This window comes from Methylorubrum extorquens (genome assembly GCF_024169925.1).
Taxonomy (GTDB): domain Bacteria; phylum Pseudomonadota; class Alphaproteobacteria; order Rhizobiales; family Beijerinckiaceae; genus Methylobacterium; species Methylobacterium extorquens_A.
Map to the genome: position 1 here is coordinate 3,344,491 of NZ_JALJXF010000001.1, position 15,540 is coordinate 3,360,030.

Consider the following 15,540-nt stretch of genomic DNA (forward strand, 5'->3'; position numbering starts at 1 on the left):
CCGCCGGATCAAGCCTCGGACCTGGTCAGTGCAGCTTCACCCGCGGCTCGGTGCGCCGGGTGAGAGCCCGGGCCAGGGCATCGAGGCTCGTCTTCCACCAGCCGTTCACGGCCGTCTCGTGCATCTTGTAGAGCGAACGGTACATCAGCCGGGCGAACAGCCCGGCGATGAACATGTTCTTTCCCTGGATGAAGCCCATCAGGTTGCCGACGGCGGTGTACTCGCCGAGCGAGACCAACGAGCCGAAGTCGCGGTACTTGAACGGCTTCAGCGGCCGACCCGCAAGACGGTTGGCCATCTGCCCGTAGAGGTGCGAGGCCTGCTGGTGAGCCGCCTGGGCGCGCGGCGGAATCGGCGTCTGCGAGCCTTCCTCGACGAGGTAGGCGCAGTCGCCCATGGCGAAGATGTCCCGGTCGCGGGAGGTCTGCAGCGTCGCCGTAACGACGAGCTGGTTGTTGCGGGTGCTCTCCAGCCCGCCGAGATCGTGGAGGAAGGCCGGCCCCTTCACGCCCGCGGCCCAGACCACGAGTTCGGAGGGGATAAAGCCGCCATCGGCAAGCTGGACGCCGTCGGACCGCACCTCGGTGACGCGAGCCTGGACCCGCACCTCGACGCCGATCTTGGCGAGCTGGCCCATCACCTCCCCTGCCAGCCGCTGCGGCACCGCCGGCAGGATGCGGTCGGCGGCCTCGATCAGGGTGATTTTCAGATCCTTGGCCGGATCGATGCGATCGAGACCGGTGCGGGCGACCTCGCGGGTGGTGCGGTGCAGCTCCGCCGCCAGCTCGGTGCCGGTCGCGCCCGCGCCGATCACGGCGACGTGCAACTGGCCGGGACGCACCGGACCCTCCTGGGTGTGGGCGCGCAGCATCCCGTTGACGAGGCGCTGGTGGAAGCGCAGCGCCTGCTCCTTGGTGTCGAGGGCGATGGCGTGCTCGGCGACGCCCGGCGTGCCGAAATCGTTGGTGGTAGAGCCCACCGCCATGATCAGCGTGTCGTAGGCGATGTCGCGCACGGGCGTGACCTCACGCCCCTCGCTGTCGCGGCTGGCGGCGAGATGGATCACGCGCTTCTCGCGGTCGAGCCCGGTCATCTCGCCGATGCGGTAGCGGAAGTGGTTGGCGTGGGCGTGGTGCAGGTAATCGACCGCGTGGTGGCCGACATCGAGCGAGCCGGCGGCGACCTCGTGCAGCAGCGGCTTCCAGATGTGGGTGCGCGCCCGGTCCACCAGGGTGATGTGGGCCTTGCCGCGCCTGCCATACTTGTTGCCGAGCTTGGTTACCAGTTCCAGCCCGGCGGCCCCTCCCCCCACCACGACGATCTTGTGCTGATCCGTGACCGATTCGCTCGGAACCATCCTCGCCCCACTCCCGTCGCCGGCTGCCTCGTTCGGCGGCCTTTCAGTTTGGAATGATCTTACATCGGTAACTGTGAAAGCACCCACACGTTCGCAGCGTGTCTGGAACGCAAATCCAGCATTACTGCATGGGCAGCTTCGTAAAAAAAATTTGCCTTAAGCTGCGGGGGCGCCGGGCTGCCGAAGCGGATGAGCGCGGGCGACGGCGTCGAGCGCAAGGAGTTCGTCGGCGATGCGTTTGACCGTCGGATAGGCGGCGGTATCGATCCCGAAGATGCCGGTGCCGACCCACAGACTGATGAGGCACAGGTCGGCATGGCTCACCGCGTCGCCCTGGCAGAACCGGCCGGTGCCCGCCTCGGTCGAGAGCCGCGTTTCCAGGGTCTTCAAGCCGGTGGTGAAGGCGTTGCGCAGGAACTCCAGCATCCGCTCCCGCGGCAGGCCGTAATTCTCCATCAGGAAGGTGCGCACCCGCGGCACGTAGAGGGGATGGGTGTCGCAGGCGACGACCTGGGCCAGGGAGCGAGCACGGGCCCGCGCCCGCGGCTCTTCGGGAAGCAGCGGCATGCCGGGCCGGGTCTCCTCCAGATAGTCGAGGATCGCGAGCGACTGCGTCAGCGGCGGGCCGTCCCCGTCGAACAGGGCCGGCACCGCCCCTTGAGGGTTGATCGCGAGGAAGTCGGGCTTGTGCTGGTCGCCGGCATCGAGGTCGAGGAAGACCTCCTCGTACGTGATGCCCTTGAGGTTGAGGGCGATGCGCACGCGGAAAGCCGCTGCCGAGCGCCAGTTGCCGTACATCTTCACGAGGCCGTCTCTCCCCTTATCGTCCGGCCTTTTGCGGCCGCTTAGAACGCCTGAAGCGTCAGTTCGGTGTGCTCAACCTGGGGCGGGGCCTCGAAGTAGGGAGAGACCATCGCCCGATAGTCCTTCCAGGCCTGGGAGCCGGTGAAGTCCTGGGTGTGTGCCTCCAGCGTATCCCACTCGATCAGCAGACGGTAGCGCTGCGGCTTCTCGATCGAGCGGCGCACTGCGAAGCTCCGGCACCCGGCGGCGGCACGGAAGATCTCGGCGGCCCGAGCGATGCCGGCTTCGAACTCGGCCTCCGAGTCGGGTTTCAGATCGATCTGCGCGATTTCAAGAATCATGGAGCGTCCTCTCCTCAACCCGCTCGCTGCATCGAGCAGGCGGCGCGTTCGAAGGAGCGGAGATAGCGGATACGCCGATGAAGCGTCGAGCCAGGGCGGACAGTGCAAGGCCATCTGTGCTGTGAGCGCCCCCATCGATCAACAAAAAAGCCCCTCCCTTGCGGGAGAGGCTTTCAGGTCGTGCAAGCCGAGGCGGCGCTTACGCTGCCAGGGACCGCAGCACGTAGGGCAGGATACCGCCGTTACGGAAGTATTCCAGCTCGTCGAGCGTATCGATCCGGCAGGTCAGCGGGACCTCCCGCTTCGAGCCGTCGGCGGAGGTGATCTCGGCGGTCAGCGTCTGGCGCGGCTTCAGCTCGCCGGCCAGTCCCTTGATCGTCACGGTCTCGTCGCCCTTGAGACCGAGCGATTCCCAGGAGGTCTCGCCCTGGAAGACCAGCGGGACCACGCCCATGCCGACGAGGTTCGAGCGGTGGATGCGCTCGAAGCTCTCGGCGATCACGGCGCGCACGCCGAGCAGCTTGGTGCCCTTGGCCGCCCAGTCGCGGGACGAGCCAGTGCCGTATTCCTTGCCGGCGAAGACGACGAGCGGCGTACCCTCCTCCGCGTATTTTTGCGCGGCGTCGTAGATGTACATCCGCTCCCCGTCGGGCTGGTGCAGCGTCCAGCCGCCCTCGACGACGTTGCCGGCCTCGTCCCGCACCATCTGATTCTTGATGCGGATGTTGGCAAACGTGCCCCGCATCATCACCTCGTGGTTGCCGCGGCGCGTGCCGTACTGGTTGAAGTCCTGCACCCGCACCTGATGCTCCTGCAGGTACTCACCGGCGGGCGAGGCCGCGCGGATGTTGCCGGCGGGCGAGATGTGGTCGGTTGTGATCGAGTCGAGGAACAGGCCGAGAATGCGCGCGCCCTCGATGTCGGTGATCGGGTCGGGCGTCTTGGTCATGCCCTCGAAGTACGGCGGGTTCTGCACGTAGGTGGAGCCGCCGTCCCAGGCGAAGGTTTCGGCCTCGGTGACCTCGACGCCCTTCCAGTTCTCGTCGCCGCCGAACACGTCGGCGTAGCGGCTCTTGAACAGGGTCGAGGTGATGTTCTCCTCGATGAAGCGGTTCACCTCCTCCGAGGAAGGCCAAATGTCCTTCAGGTAGACCGGCTGACCGTCCGAACCCTGGCCGAGCGGCTCCGTGGTGATGTCGATCTGGAGCGAACCGGCGAGCGCGTAGGCCACCACCAGCGGCGGCGAGGCGAGGTAGTTCGCCCGCACGTCCGGGTTCACACGGCCCTCGAAGTTGCGGTTGCCCGAGAGCACCGCGGCGGCGACGACGTCGTTGTCGTTGATCGCCTTCGAGATCGGCGCCGGGAGCGGCCCGGAATTGCCGATGCAGGTGGTGCAGCCGAAGCCGACGAGGTTGAAGCCCAGCGCGTCGAGGCTCGCCTGGAGGCCGGACTTGTCGAGATACTCGCCGACCACCTGGCTGCCGGGGGCGAGCGAGGTCTTCACCCACGGCTTCGAGGTCAGACCCTTGGCGACCGCGTTGCGGGCGAGCAGGCCGGCGCCGATCATCACGCTCGGGTTCGAGGTGTTGGTGCAGCTCGTGATCGCGGCGATCACCACGTCACCGTGGCCGATGTCGAAGTTCGTGCCCTCGACCGGGTAGCGCCGGGCAATGTCGGCGGCTCGTCTGAACTCCTTCTCCATCGAGTCGGCGAAGCCGTCCTTGGCGCTATCGAGCAGCACCCGGTCCTGCGGACGCTTCGGGCCGGCGAGCGACGGGCGCACCGTGCCCATGTCGAGTTCGAGCGTGTCGGTGAAGACAGGATCGGGGGTCTTGGCGTCGCGCCACATCCCCTGCGCCTTGGCATAGGCCTCGACCAGCGCGATGCGATCGTCCTGGCGGCCGGTGACCTTCAGGAAGTCGATGGTCTTCTGGTCGATGGGGAAGAAGCCGCAGGTCGCGCCGTATTCGGGCGCCATATTGGAGATCGTGGCGCGGTCGGCCACCGGCATGTCATCGAGGCCGGGCCCGTAGAATTCCACGAACTTGCCGACTACGCCCTTCTTGCGCAGCATCTGCGTGACGGTGAGCACAAGGTCGGTCGCGGTGGTGCCCTCGGGCAGCTTGCCCGACAGCCGGAAGCCGACGACTTCGGGGATCAGCATCGACAGCGGCTGGCCGAGCATCGCGGCTTCCGCCTCGATGCCGCCGACGCCCCAACCGAGCACGGCCAGACCGTTGACCATGGTGGTGTGCGAATCGGTGCCAACGAGGCTATCGGGGTAGGCGATCTCGGCGCCGTCCTCGTTCCTCGTCCAGACCGTCTGGGACAGGTATTCGAGGTTGACCTGGTGGCAGATGCCCGTGCCCGGCGGCACGACGGAGAAGTTGTCGAACGCCGACTGGCCCCATTTCAGGAAGGTGTAGCGCTCGCCGTTGCGGGCGTATTCGAGGGCGACGTTGTCGCCGAGCGCCTTCGGGGTGCCGAACTCGTCCACGATCACCGAGTGGTCGATGACGAGATCGACCGGCACCAGCGGGTTGATCTTTTGCGGGTCGCCGCCAAGCGCCACCATGGCGTCACGCATCGCGGCGAGATCGACCACCGCCGGCACGCCGGTGAAGTCCTGCATCAGCACGCGGGAGGGGCGGAAGGCGATCTCGGTCTCAGCCTTGCCCTGGTTGCCGAGCCACGCGACGGCGGCCTCGATATCCGCCCGCTTGACCGAGCGGTCGTCCTCGAAGCGCAGGAGGTTCTCGACGATGACCTTCATCGAGAACGGAAGGGCGGTCGAATCGGCTAAGCCATTCTTCTCCGCCTCGGGAATCGAGTAGTAGGTGTAGGTCTTGCCGCCTGCTTGAAGCGTTTGGCGAGCCTTGAAGCTGTCGAGGGATGCCACGGCGAGTCGGGTCCTGAGCTGGCGTTAGCGAACACGGAGCAGGCATAACCTGCGCCACGAGAGGTGTTCGGCCGAAAGGCGCTCCAAGGAGCGCGCGCCGCCCCGGGGGTGCCCGGGTAGCGAGTGCCCTCGGGAAACTCCCGGCGGCCGGGAGGCCCGCGAATGACACTCAGGATGGTGCGCGAGGGGCGATTTGGACGCCCTGGAATGATCGCGCGGCGCAGCCTGGGCCGGTCTATAGAACGTTTCGAAATTGGCCGCTACTGGTCCGATGACACAGGCTCGCGACTGATATCGCGGTCCCGCCCTGCCGATGCGCCCGACTCCCATCCGCGGCTAAGCCGTGGCAGCGGTGTACCGCGTCCCAGAACGTCTCGCGTTGATCCAGAGTCAGGCGTGCGAGTCGGGCCTCCGATTGTGTGCGTCCGGCGACGGGATCGCAGGCAAAAGCCTCTCCGGACGTGTCAGGTGGAGCCCGAGCATGTCTCGGCACCCATGGTCGGCCATCCTGCGAAACTGCCATCCGGTATCACCGAATCAATCCGTCGGCGACCGGAGCGGTTCGCGCGCCGTCGAACGATCCGCTATAGGCCGCACGAGACCGACCTCTCCGCTCGCGAGATGTCCCGGTGTCACCTCGCGCAAGGCGAGGAGATCAGACAGGCAGGATCGAGACGAAGCGTGCGGACCTCAACCTCATCGAAGGCCGATCCGTGCGGTTGATCGTCGAGAATCTGGCCTGTCGCCGCTCCGGACGCCGCATTTTTTCCGGCCTTTCCTTCGCGCTTGGACCCGGCGAAGGCTTGATGGTCACCGGGCGCAACGGCGCAGGCAAATCGAGCCTGCTCACGATGCTGTCCGGCCGCCTCAAGCCCGATACCGGCACGATCCGCGCCGAGGGCATCGGCGAGGCGAACCTGCCGGAATGCCTCCACGTGGTCGGGCACAGGGACGGATTGAAATCGGCGCTGACGGCCGCCGAGAATCTCGAATTCGCCCGCGACCTGCTCGGCAGTCCCGCGGCCTCCCCGAAGGCGGCCCTGGAGGCGATGGGCCTGCCGCACGTGGCGCGCTTGCCGGTCGGCTATCTCTCAGCAGGGCAGCGGCGCCGGGTGGCGCTGGCGCGCCTCCTCGTCTGCCGCCGCCCGCTCTGGCTGCTCGACGAGCCGACTGCCGCCCTGGACCTCGCATCGCAGGGTGTTCTCGCCGGACTGATGGGACGCCACCGGGCCGAAGGCGGGCTCGTGGTTGCTGCAACGCACCAAGCCCTCGGCTTGGAAGATGCCCGCGAGCTGCGCATCGCCTTAGCGACATCCGACGCTGTCTCCGAGGCGGCGTACCAGGCAGAGGATTGGCTGTGATCCGTGCCTTCTCCGCCCTCCTCGCCCGCGATCTGAAACTGGCCGCCCGGGTCGGGGGCTCGGGCGCGCTGTCGCTCGTTTTCTTCCTGATGATCGTGGTGCTGGTGCCCTTCGCGCTGGGCCCCGACATGAACCTGCTGTCGCGGATCGGCCCCGCGATTCTCTGGCTGTCGGCAGTGCTTGCAACCCTGATCGGTCTCGACCGGTTGTTTCAGTCGGACGAGGAGGATGGCTCCCTCGACCTGATGACCGCCGCCGCGGTGCCGCTGGAGCTGGTGGTGCTGGCCAAGGTTCTGGCCTCCTGGCTCACCACTGGTCTGCCTCTGGCGCTCGCTTCTCCGCTGTTCGGCCTGCTGGTGGCACTCTCCCCGAAGGCCATGGGTGCCACGGCCCTGACGCTTGCCCTGGGCACGCCGGCCCTGGCCTTCATCGGCGCCGTCGGCGCGGCGTTGACCGCCACCATCCGTCGGGGCGGCCTGATCCTGGCCATTATCGTACTGCCGCTGATGGTGCCGACTCTGATCTTCGGGGTCTCAGCGGCCGAGGCTGCCGTGGGCGGCACGGTGCCGTTCACGACCCCGTTGACGGTGCTGGCCGCCTTGAGCCTGATCGCGGCGGTGGTCGGCACCCTGGCCGCCGCCGCCGCGCTACGCTGGTCGGAGTGACCCTGGCGCGGCGCTCGGGAGGCTGCGTCTCGGTTCGCCGGATCTACTTATCGCAGCCGATGCAGATCCCGGTGTCGATCTTGTCGTTCTTCTTCTCCATGGCGTTCTCGCGATCGGGATTTCCCGAGCCACGAGTCGCACCGCCCGCCCCGGGAGGCGGCATGGTCTGACCGACGGCCGAGGTGTTCGGTGCGTAGATGGTCGAGGTCGGACCACCACCGGTACCGGTCTGCGCCGGCCCTTGGGCGGCAGCGGATGTGGCGAGGGCCGCGACCAGAACCGCGGCAAACGAGAGACGTGTGATCATCGGCAAACTCCCTTGGAGCTGGAACGCACTAGACCCCTGAGGGTTCATGCCGATCCACCGCCGGAAGCTGGCTCACTATCGGTTCTCGCGAGCACCGTTCTATCAAGATCAAGCTCGGCAGCGCTTCTCCGGATTCAGTCAGGCCAGCAGATCGTCGCTTCGCGCAGTCCCATCAGATGGGCTTCGCCGAGCCCGAACGAAGGAGAGGCATCGAACACCTCGCCCGCCACGCTCACCTCGCAGGCTTCGCCGAGAGCGCCACCGGCGCACAGTTCGAGGGCACGTGTGCGGCCTTGCGTCTCCGCGGCCGCGATCCGGATCAGAAGCTTGCCGGCCAAGCGGATATTGCCCGCTGCATCCTCCGGCAACAGGCCGATGCAGGTGATCTCGTCGTCGGTCGCGTGGACGAGGTGGCAATGATCGAGCGTGACGCGTTCACCGACATGGTGACGGGCCGCGGCGGCGAAGGCCGCTGCGTCCGCATGCGCTTCGAATGCGTGAGCGCCGCTCGGGAGCAGAAGGCCGCTCAGGATGAAAACGCATTCGACTCGCATGGAGAACCCCACCGCACGATTGTGACCGCGCAAACTTCGCAATTTGCAGGCCGAAATCGATCAGGGGACGGCGCATTCCGGGAATCGGCGATGTCAGCGGGTCTGTCCGGTCTCGGGAGCGTGGGTGTTCTGGCTGTCGGTCGGGCCGGTCAGCGTGAAGGCGAAGACGACTAGCCCCGCAAGGATCATCAGCGCGACGGGGAACACGAACATCCAACGGGGCATATCTGGCATCCATGAGCGGGCATTCGGAGCACCGAAACCCTTGGGCAGCCGAATGGCTCCGCCTGAGCTGATGAGATCGGAGCCGAACATATGCGACAAATGCATGCCCGATCCGACGCGTCGGCGATTGCTTTGTGCACTGCAACCTGAGAAATCATGGCCATGCCGGATCGCGATGGCGTCGCGGTCCTGCAGCCCTTCTTGGGCGTTTCCTCCCTAGACTTCGGGCCGTCCTTCGGGGCGGCCTTTTTTCTTTTTGGCTGCCATGCGCCCCTGCGCACAGGCCCGATCCGCGATTGTGGATCGCCCCTCGCAACGGGGCACCCCGGGCGACGGGCGCATTGACCGATGCGCAGCCTTGGCGATAGCTTGACCGTTGACGGTTCCCGCAAGGGATCAAAAGGGAACGCGGTGGAGGGCTTTCGAGCCAGATCCCGCGGCTGCCCCCGCAACTGTGAGCGGAGAGCCCTCCATCACCACGTCACTGGGCATGCCTCGCCTGGGAAGACGATGGGGGACAACGACCCGTGAGCCAGGAGACCTGCCGTCAGCCGTGGTCACACGCGAGCCATGCCGGGCGGGGTGTCCCAGCAGGTGTCGAGACGCTGAAGGCTCGTGGCCCGCAGCGGATCGGCCTCGGTCGCGGTGACGTGCCACCGTTGCTGCCGAGGCCTCGTTTCCATCATGTCCCCCCTTCACCGCCGCTCCTGCGGCTGGTCTCTTCTGTCCGCCGTCGCCGCCCTCCCGCTCACACTGTCCGGCCCGGTTCGGGCTCAGGCACTGCTGACGCATCTCGATGAGATCGCGGTGCAAGGCGGTACCGGGATCGGCTTGCCCGCCAACGCGCCGGCCGACGCCGTCGGAGCGGAGGCCGCCGCGGCCCTGCGGACGCCGAGTCTGACGCAGTCCTCGCCCGTCGGCCTCAACCTGCGCACGCCATCGCGCTCGGCGAGCCGTCTCGGTCTCACGCCGCTGGAAACACCGGCAAGCCTCGACATCATCTCGGGCGAGACGATCCGTCTGCGCGGTCAGACCAGCGTGCTGGAAGCCGTGTCGCAGAACGGCACCGGCATCACGGCCTTCGGCTCGCCGGGCAATGGACTCGGCTTCTTCACCGCCCGCGGCTTTGCCGGTCAGAATTCGATCCAGACGCTGTTCGACGGCACCCGGCTCTACGTCGGCGCCAACACCGTTACCTTCCCGTTCGACACGTGGAACGTGGAACGGATCGAGGTGCTGCGCGGGCCGGCCTCGGTTCTCTACGGGGACGGGGCCATCGGCGGCATCGTCAACGTCGTCTCGAAGAAGCCGCTGTTCACGCCGCTCAACGTCGCGCGCTTCGGTCTCGGTGAGGACGGCATCGCCCGCGCGGCGGTCGACTCGACCGGGCCGATCGGCGAGTCGCTCGCCTACCGCCTCAATGTCAGCGGCAACCGTGCCGACGGCTGGATCACGCCGGAGGGCGACTTCCGCAACCTCGCGGTCTCGGGCGCACTGACGCTCCAGGCGAATCCGGATCTGGCCTTCACGCTCAGCCACGATCTCGGCTACCAGGAGCCCACCCGCTACTGGGGCTCGCCGCTGGTGAACGGGCGTGTCCCCGACGCCATCCGCTTCAACAACTACAACGTCCGCGATTCGAAGATCGCCTGGACCGACAACTGGACGCAGTTCCGGACGGAGTGGACCCCCTCGGCCGACGTGACGGTGCGCAACACCGCCTACCGCCTTCAAAGCCGCCGGCATTGGCGCGACGTCGAGCAGTACCGCTTCAACCCGACAACCGGCCTCGTCGACCGCTCCGACTATCTTGAAATCTACCACAGCCAGGAACAGGTCGGGAATCGGTTCGACGCGACCTTCCGCGGTTCCCTTTTCGGGTTAGCCAACACGTTCTCGGCCGGCTTCGACGTGAACCACGTGAGCTTCCGGCACACCAACAACTTCACCTTCTCCGAAACGCCGACGAGCGTGCCCCTGAACAACTACGATCCCGGCTTCTTCCCGCCGGAAGGGCGGGCGAGCCCGGCCTACGCCACGCGCACGAACCAAGCTTCGGTCTTCGCCGAGGATCGGCTTTTCCTGACCGACCGGTTGTCGTTCCTCACCGGCGTGCGCTTCGATGCGCCGCGTCTGTACCGGGAGGATCTGCGCAGCGGCGCGACCTTCGAGCGCTCGTTCCGCGCCCTCGGCTACCGCTTCGCGCTGCTCTACGAGCCGACGCCGGACACATCGCTCTATGCGCAATACGCCACCGCGACGGATCCGGTGAACAGCCTGATCACTCTCTCGCAATCGCTGGCCGGCTTCGAACTCTCGACTGGCCGTCAGGTCGAGGTCGGCGCCAAGGGCCTCGTTTTCGGCGGCGCCGTCGAGTGGACGCTGGCCGGCTACCGCATCGTCAAGGACAACCTGATCTCGGCGGTTCCGGGCCAGCCGACGGTCTCGACGCAGGTCGGCCAGCAATCCTCCCTCGGCGCGGAGGCCGCGCTGTCGTGGCTCCCCGCCCCCGGCTGGCGCATCGATGCCAACCTCGCCTTGCTTCACGCCCAGTACGACGACTTCACCCAGAATGTCGGTGGGGTTGCCGTCTCCTATGCCGGCAATCAGCCGATCAACGTGCCGGAGCAGGTGGCTAACCTCTGGGTCAACTGGGCCTTCGCCCGCGATTGGGAGGGGCGCGTCGGCCTCCAGCATGTCGGCGAAGTCTTTTCCGATTTCGGCAACACCGCGCGGCGGCCGGCCTACACGCTGGTCAATCTCGGCCTCGACCATCAGGTCACCGCCGGCTCCCGCCTGTCTCTGCGGGTCTTCAACCTGCTCGATACGATCTACGCGGTCGATGGCAGCGCCGTGAACGGCGTCGGCACCGCCTGGGTGCTGGGGCGCCCGCGCTCGCTGGAGGTCGCCTACACGATCGCGTGGTGAACGACGCGCCGGGACGCTCGAGCAAGGACGCCTGCGCGTGTCGTCACCACGCCGCAGGCTCCACCGGGAAACCAGACGGCCGATGGGGGACTTGCCTTGCGGATGGTTGATCCTTCGCACGCCTTCGGGATGCGAAGGGTTCGTTTCGTTCAGGAGTTCCTCGATGCACCGCATCGCTCTCACCGTCACCGTTCTGAGCTGCCTCGGCTCTGGGGCAGCCATCGCTCAGGCGCGCCCCCCGGGCATCCCTGGCGGCCCGTTCCCGCCGGGCACGATCATCCAGCGCCAGACCAACACGACGGGCAACACCGTTGATTACGTCATCGCGCCGGGCGCCACGGGGGCCGACACCATCACCACCAATTCGGCGGCCGGCGGCAATGCCGGCCAGCCGGAGCGTGCCATCCCGCAGGGCAGCGCGGGTGGCGGAAGCGGGGGCGGTAGCTCGCGCTAAGGACCTGCTCGGCGCCGACGATGCCCCCGGACGCGCCGGGCCAGCTATCACCGCAGATAAGTCTCTGAGAAATCGCTTAATTTCGTCGCGCACGCGAGGCCCGATGCAACGTCGGCCAACGCCGTCGCGTTGGGCCCCCGGTCGGTCGGTACCGTGTCCGACGCCATGAGATGGAGCGCGACGATGGGCCGGGCGGCAGCAATGGGTGTTGTGGCGGCGCTGACTCTTTTCAGCCCGTCGCTGGCGGCAGCCCGGCTGAAGATGGACGACAAAGCATCGCTGTGGCCGCGCGCCGGAGCGAGTGAGAAGATCGACTTCACCAACCGTGTCGGCAAATCGATGAGCACGCTCTCGCCGGATCTCGACAGCGGCTATTTCATGCGCTGTCTGGAGGAGGTGGCCAACATCGGCGACACCAAGGATCTCACGCTGAGTGACATGGTGCGAACCTGCGTCTCGCTGCAGAGCAGCCGGTCCGGCGCCGCAGAATGAGGAAGCGCTCGTCCAAGAACGACGAAAAGGCCCGATCCGCCGTTGATCGAGCGCACATACAAAGCGGCAAGCAGGAAATTGGTGCCGCATGCGGCGAAAGTGAAGGCCAAGGCTAGGGCTGCGGTCACCTTCGGCGCCGTCGTCGAGCCCTACCTTGAAGCGGTAGCACCGCATCTGCGCCCGGCCTATCTCGCCGAAGCGGGCCAATAGTGCTCGCCGTATCCGTCCACGCGGACGAAGCCGGGCAAGTTTGATGTCGTCCACCACTCGCCACGACGCAGACGTGCGAGGTCGATGTGCACTCTAGACTCAGCGCCCCTCGAGCTCGGATCCACTGAAGCGGTTGCGTCAACCACTCTTCATTGAGGTGCACTTCAAGCGGCCGAAGATGCTGTTCGAGCCGCACGTCTTCTGGCACAACTTTGCGAGTGCAGAATGGACGCGGGCCGCCTCCCCCGTACTGACCTATGCGGCATCGAAGCCCGGTTCTTAGAGCGCCTAACAAAACGGGTTATGTCGCGTTGGAGAGGATGACCAAACCGATCCTCCCCGACGATCTCTGGCAGGAGATCGCCCCGCTTCTTCCTGCCGCGAAGCCTCGTCCACAAGGCGGTCGTCCTCCCCTGGAGAACCGAGCTGCTCTGACTGGCATCCTGTTCGTTCTGCGCACGGGCATCCCGTGGGAGTGGCTGCCGGTCGAGATGAAGTGCGGCTCGGGCATGAGCTGCTGGCGGCGGCTGCGGAACTGGCAAGAGGCCGGCGTGTGGGCTCGGCTGCATCAGGTTCTCCTAAAGCGCCTTCACGCAGCCGGCGAGATCGACTCGAGCCGAGCGAGCCTGGACAGCGCCTCCGTCCCGGCGAAAAAAGGGGCTCTGCCACTGGCCTGAACCCGACGGACCGGGGCAAGCCGGGCACGAAGCGCCACCTCGTCACCGATGCCCGCGGCACGCCGCTCGGCCTCCTCCTGACGGGCGCCAATCGGCACGACAGCCTGCAGATGGCGCCCACCCTCGATGCCATTCCGCCGCTGAGCACGGGTCGGCGCGGCCGGCCGCGGCACCGGCCGGACAAGCTGCACGCCGACAAAGCTTACGACGCAAGGATCCGGCGGCAGGAGTGTCGTGCACGCGGCATCGTCCCGCGCATCGCCCGCAAGGGTGTCGAGAGCAGCGAGAAACTCGGCCGTCACCGCTGGGTCGTCGAGCGGACCCACGCTTGGTTCAACCGCTTCCGCCGCCGGCCCGTGCGCTACGAACGCCGACACGACATCTACGAGGCCTTCACGACCCTCGCTGCAAGCCTCATCACCCTGAACCAGATCAGGCGGTTCTGTTAGGCACGCTTATACGACCGACAGCTATCCGCGCCTGATGCAGGCAATGGCCATCAACGAGACGGCGGCGCTGAAGGCCTCCTCCTGAGGCCTCGGGCCGATCCTGGGCGAGAACCACAGGGCTGCCGGCTAGCGACCCGCAGGCCATGGTGCTGGCCTTCTGCAACGGCGGCGAGGCCGAGTACTCGGCCAGCGATGGTCCGCTTCATCGTCACAAACGGGCTCGACGACGAGTTGCGCCGGCACGATTGGGCCGGGTTCGCTCGCAGCTACAACGGGGCGAGCTACGCCAAGCACGGCTACCACAACAAGCTCGCGGCGGCCCTCGCCAAGTGGTCGAAGATCAAGGACACGCCGTAATCGCCCGGCATGGGTGAGACGATGCCCGACCCGTTGGCGCCGATGACGTCCGCACCTCCCTCGCCCGCCCCGCAGCCCGCCGCCAACGGCGGGCTCCTTCATTCTGGGGTCCAGGCGAACCGGCGGCGCGGTCCGCTCCGGCCTCGCCGAGCTCTACGCCCTCATCCACACCGCGTTCCGGAAGGTCTGACCATGGCACGCCTTCCTCTCCTCGCGCGGGTCCATCTGGGACTGCGCTGCTGCTGGCGTGCGGCCTCGGGCTGGCGCGTCTACCTGCTCGCGAGCGTCATGGCGCTGCCGGACGTCCTAGTGGTTCAGCCCTGACGGTTGAGTCCGTCCGGGGTTCCGGTTTGAAGTCCGTCCTGCGAGTCTCGTGGGATGCGCAGTGACATCTCTTTCACGCTCTCCGCCTCGGATCGCCTTCGGCTAGAGGCCCTGGTCGCGGATCGAAACACTCCGCAGAAGCACGTTTGGCGCGCTCGCATCGTGCTGCTGAGCGCCGATGGGATCGGGACGCACGCGATCATGCGTGAGGCGGCCGTGTCCAAGACGGCGGTCTGGCGCTGGCAGGACCGCTTCGCGCAGGAGGGCGTCGAAGGGCTCCTGCGAGACAAGACGCGGCCGGCGCGCATCCCGCCGCTGGGGCCGGAGGTGGCGGCGCGTGTTGTGGCTCTGACGCAGGAAGATCCGCCCGGCGAGACCACGCATTGGACGGCCGCCGCCATGAGCAAGGTCACAGCCATAAGCATTTCGTCGGTGCAGCGGATCTGGCGGAGGCACGGCCTACAGCCACACCGGGTCCGGCAGTTCAAGCTCTCTACCGACCCGGCCTTCGCTGCCAAATTGCGTGACGTCGTCGGGCTCTACGTCGATCCGCCCGCCCATGCCGTCGTGCTTTCGGTCGACGAGAAGAGCCAGATCCAAGCGCTCGCCCGCACGCAGGCCCCGTTGCCGATGAAGCCGGGCCAGCCGACGACGCGCACCCACGACTACAAGCGCCACGGCACGACGACCCTGTTTGCCGCTCTGGACATCCTGGAGGGCAAGGTGATTGGCCGCTGCATGCAGCGCCACCGGCATCAGGAGTTCATCCGTTTCCTCAACGCGGTCGAGGCGGCGGTTCCGGCGGGCAAGATCGTCCACGCGATCCTGGACAACTATGCCGTTCACAAGCACCCGAAGGTCCGCGCCTGGCTCGATCGCCACCCACGCTGGACCTTCCATTTCACCCCGACCTCAGCCTCGTGGCTCAACGCCGTTGAGGGCTTCTTCGCCAAGCTCGCAAAACGCCGCCTGCGACGCGGCGTGTTCGGATCGCTGATCGAGGTACAGGCGGCCATCAAACGCTTCATCGCCGAGAGCAACGGCGACCCCAAGCCCTTCACCTGGACCGCCGACCCGGATCGCATCATCCAGGCCGCAAGGCGCGGGCACCAAGTGTTAGACTCGCACCACTAGAT

At 66.9% G+C, this 15,540-nt stretch carries 17 protein-coding genes and 1 riboswitch; of the genes, 10 read left to right on the top strand and 7 right to left on the bottom strand.

The genetic code is table 11. The features are described 5' to 3' along the window. Positions 1-25 precede the first annotated feature (25 nt). From J2W78_RS15805 to acnA, 4 genes are all read right to left on the bottom strand, one after another. Entirely contained in the window at positions 26-1,357 is a 1,332-nt protein-coding gene (locus J2W78_RS15805) for an NAD(P)/FAD-dependent oxidoreductase (protein ID WP_253372014.1), read from the bottom strand. 156 nt (positions 1,358-1,513) lie between these two features. Then, complete coding sequence (gene maiA, locus J2W78_RS15810; protein WP_253372016.1) at positions 1,514-2,161, bottom strand: maleylacetoacetate isomerase; 648 nt, start codon at positions 2,159-2,161, stop codon at positions 1,514-1,516. Between the two features lie 41 nt (positions 2,162-2,202). Beyond that, entirely contained in the window at positions 2,203-2,502 is a 300-nt protein-coding gene (locus J2W78_RS15815) for an antibiotic biosynthesis monooxygenase family protein (RefSeq protein ID WP_253372018.1), read from the bottom strand. Positions 2,503-2,701: 199 nt separating this feature from the next. Further along, the gene (gene acnA / locus J2W78_RS15820) at positions 2,702-5,401 is read right to left on the bottom strand and encodes an aconitate hydratase AcnA (RefSeq protein ID WP_253372019.1); all 2,700 of its coding nucleotides are present in this window, start codon (positions 5,399-5,401) and stop codon (positions 2,702-2,704) included. A 713-nt stretch (positions 5,402-6,114) separates the two neighbouring features. Between acnA and ccmA the strand changes: the two genes are divergently transcribed. Continuing rightward, positions 6,115-6,762 carry a heme ABC exporter ATP-binding protein CcmA gene (gene ccmA / locus J2W78_RS15825; protein ID WP_253372021.1) on the top strand — a complete coding sequence of 216 codons (648 nt, stop codon included), beginning with the start codon at positions 6,115-6,117 and terminating at the stop codon, positions 6,760-6,762. After that, positions 6,759-7,427: a heme exporter protein CcmB gene (ccmB, locus tag J2W78_RS15830; RefSeq protein WP_253372023.1), complete on the top strand. Its 669-nt coding sequence runs from the start codon at positions 6,759-6,761 to the stop codon at positions 7,425-7,427. The genes ccmA and ccmB overlap by 4 nt, the downstream gene beginning before the upstream one ends. A 43-nt stretch (positions 7,428-7,470) precedes the next feature. On the opposite strand, the gene J2W78_RS15835 is transcribed toward ccmB, so the two are convergent. The 3 genes from J2W78_RS15835 to J2W78_RS24755 form a co-directional block, all read right to left on the bottom strand. Further along, entirely contained in the window at positions 7,471-7,734 is a 264-nt protein-coding gene (locus J2W78_RS15835; protein ID WP_253372025.1) for a hypothetical protein, read from the bottom strand. A 134-nt stretch (positions 7,735-7,868) separates the two neighbouring features. Next, the gene (locus tag J2W78_RS15840) at positions 7,869-8,288 is read right to left on the bottom strand and encodes a hypothetical protein (protein WP_301288863.1); all 420 of its coding nucleotides are present in this window, start codon (positions 8,286-8,288) and stop codon (positions 7,869-7,871) included. 93 nt (positions 8,289-8,381) lie between these two features. Continuing rightward, positions 8,382-8,513, bottom strand: a complete 132-nt coding sequence (locus J2W78_RS24755) for a hypothetical protein (RefSeq protein ID WP_301288593.1) — start codon at positions 8,511-8,513, stop codon at positions 8,382-8,384. Positions 8,514-8,876: 363 nt separating this feature from the next. Continuing rightward, positions 8,877-9,076, top strand: a riboswitch (cobalamin riboswitch). A gap of 121 nt (positions 9,077-9,197) precedes the next feature. On the opposite strand from J2W78_RS24755, the gene J2W78_RS15845 reads away from it, so the two are divergent. The 8 genes from J2W78_RS15845 (at position 9,198) to J2W78_RS15875 (ending at position 15,538) form a co-directional block, all read left to right on the top strand. Next, positions 9,198-11,441, top strand: coding sequence for a TonB-dependent receptor (locus J2W78_RS15845; protein ID WP_253372030.1), 2,244 nt, complete (start codon positions 9,198-9,200; stop codon positions 11,439-11,441). 163 nt (positions 11,442-11,604) lie between these two features. Then, positions 11,605-11,895, top strand: coding sequence for a hypothetical protein (locus tag J2W78_RS15850; protein WP_253372031.1), 291 nt, complete (start codon positions 11,605-11,607; stop codon positions 11,893-11,895). 153 nt (positions 11,896-12,048) lie between these two features. After that, positions 12,049-12,387, top strand: coding sequence for a hypothetical protein (locus J2W78_RS15855; RefSeq protein WP_253372033.1), 339 nt, complete (start codon positions 12,049-12,051; stop codon positions 12,385-12,387). Between the two features lie 42 nt (positions 12,388-12,429). Beyond that, positions 12,430-12,597 (top strand): hypothetical protein, encoded by a 168-nt coding sequence (locus J2W78_RS15860; protein ID WP_253372035.1) that lies wholly within the window; start codon positions 12,430-12,432, stop codon positions 12,595-12,597. Positions 12,598-12,917: 320 nt separating this feature from the next. Further along, positions 12,918-13,723 (top strand): IS5 family transposase gene (locus J2W78_RS15865; RefSeq protein ID WP_253372037.1). Its coding sequence is split into 2 segments (ribosomal slippage): positions 12,918-13,260 and positions 13,260-13,723, totalling 807 coding nucleotides; the frame shifts between segments, so codons are not numbered across the junction. A gap of 192 nt (positions 13,724-13,915) precedes the next feature. Beyond that, positions 13,916-14,080: an N-acetylmuramidase domain-containing protein gene (locus J2W78_RS15870; protein ID WP_253372039.1), complete on the top strand. Its 165-nt coding sequence runs from the start codon at positions 13,916-13,918 to the stop codon at positions 14,078-14,080. A gap of 192 nt (positions 14,081-14,272) precedes the next feature. Continuing rightward, positions 14,273-14,404 carry a hypothetical protein gene (locus tag J2W78_RS24760; protein ID WP_301288594.1) on the top strand — a complete coding sequence of 44 codons (132 nt, stop codon included), beginning with the start codon at positions 14,273-14,275 and terminating at the stop codon, positions 14,402-14,404. A 54-nt stretch (positions 14,405-14,458) separates the two neighbouring features. Next, complete coding sequence (locus J2W78_RS15875) at positions 14,459-15,538, top strand: IS630 family transposase (protein ID WP_253368020.1); 1,080 nt, start codon at positions 14,459-14,461, stop codon at positions 15,536-15,538. Positions 15,539-15,540 lie beyond the last annotated feature (2 nt).

Coding starts and splice junctions, on each gene's coding strand:
- J2W78_RS15805 (WP_253372014.1), bottom strand. CDS start 1,357: ATGGTTCCGAGCGAATCGGTCACGGATCAGCACAAGATCGTCGTGGTG.
- J2W78_RS15815 (WP_253372018.1), bottom strand. CDS start 2,502: ATGATTCTTGAAATCGCGCAGATCGATCTGAAACCCGACTCGGAGGCC.
- J2W78_RS15835 (WP_253372025.1), bottom strand. CDS start 7,734: ATGATCACACGTCTCTCGTTTGCCGCGGTTCTGGTCGCGGCCCTCGCC.
- J2W78_RS15840 (WP_301288863.1), bottom strand. CDS start 8,288: ATGCGAGTCGAATGCGTTTTCATCCTGAGCGGCCTTCTGCTCCCGAGC.
- J2W78_RS24755 (WP_301288593.1), bottom strand. CDS start 8,513: ATGCCCCGTTGGATGTTCGTGTTCCCCGTCGCGCTGATGATCCTTGCG.
- J2W78_RS15845 (WP_253372030.1), top strand. CDS start 9,198: ATGTCCCCCCTTCACCGCCGCTCCTGCGGCTGGTCTCTTCTGTCCGCC.
- J2W78_RS15850 (WP_253372031.1), top strand. CDS start 11,605: ATGCACCGCATCGCTCTCACCGTCACCGTTCTGAGCTGCCTCGGCTCT.
- J2W78_RS15870 (WP_253372039.1), top strand. CDS start 13,916: ATGGTCCGCTTCATCGTCACAAACGGGCTCGACGACGAGTTGCGCCGG.
- J2W78_RS24760 (WP_301288594.1), top strand. CDS start 14,273: ATGGCACGCCTTCCTCTCCTCGCGCGGGTCCATCTGGGACTGCGCTGC.
- J2W78_RS15875 (WP_253368020.1), top strand. CDS start 14,459: ATGCGCAGTGACATCTCTTTCACGCTCTCCGCCTCGGATCGCCTTCGG.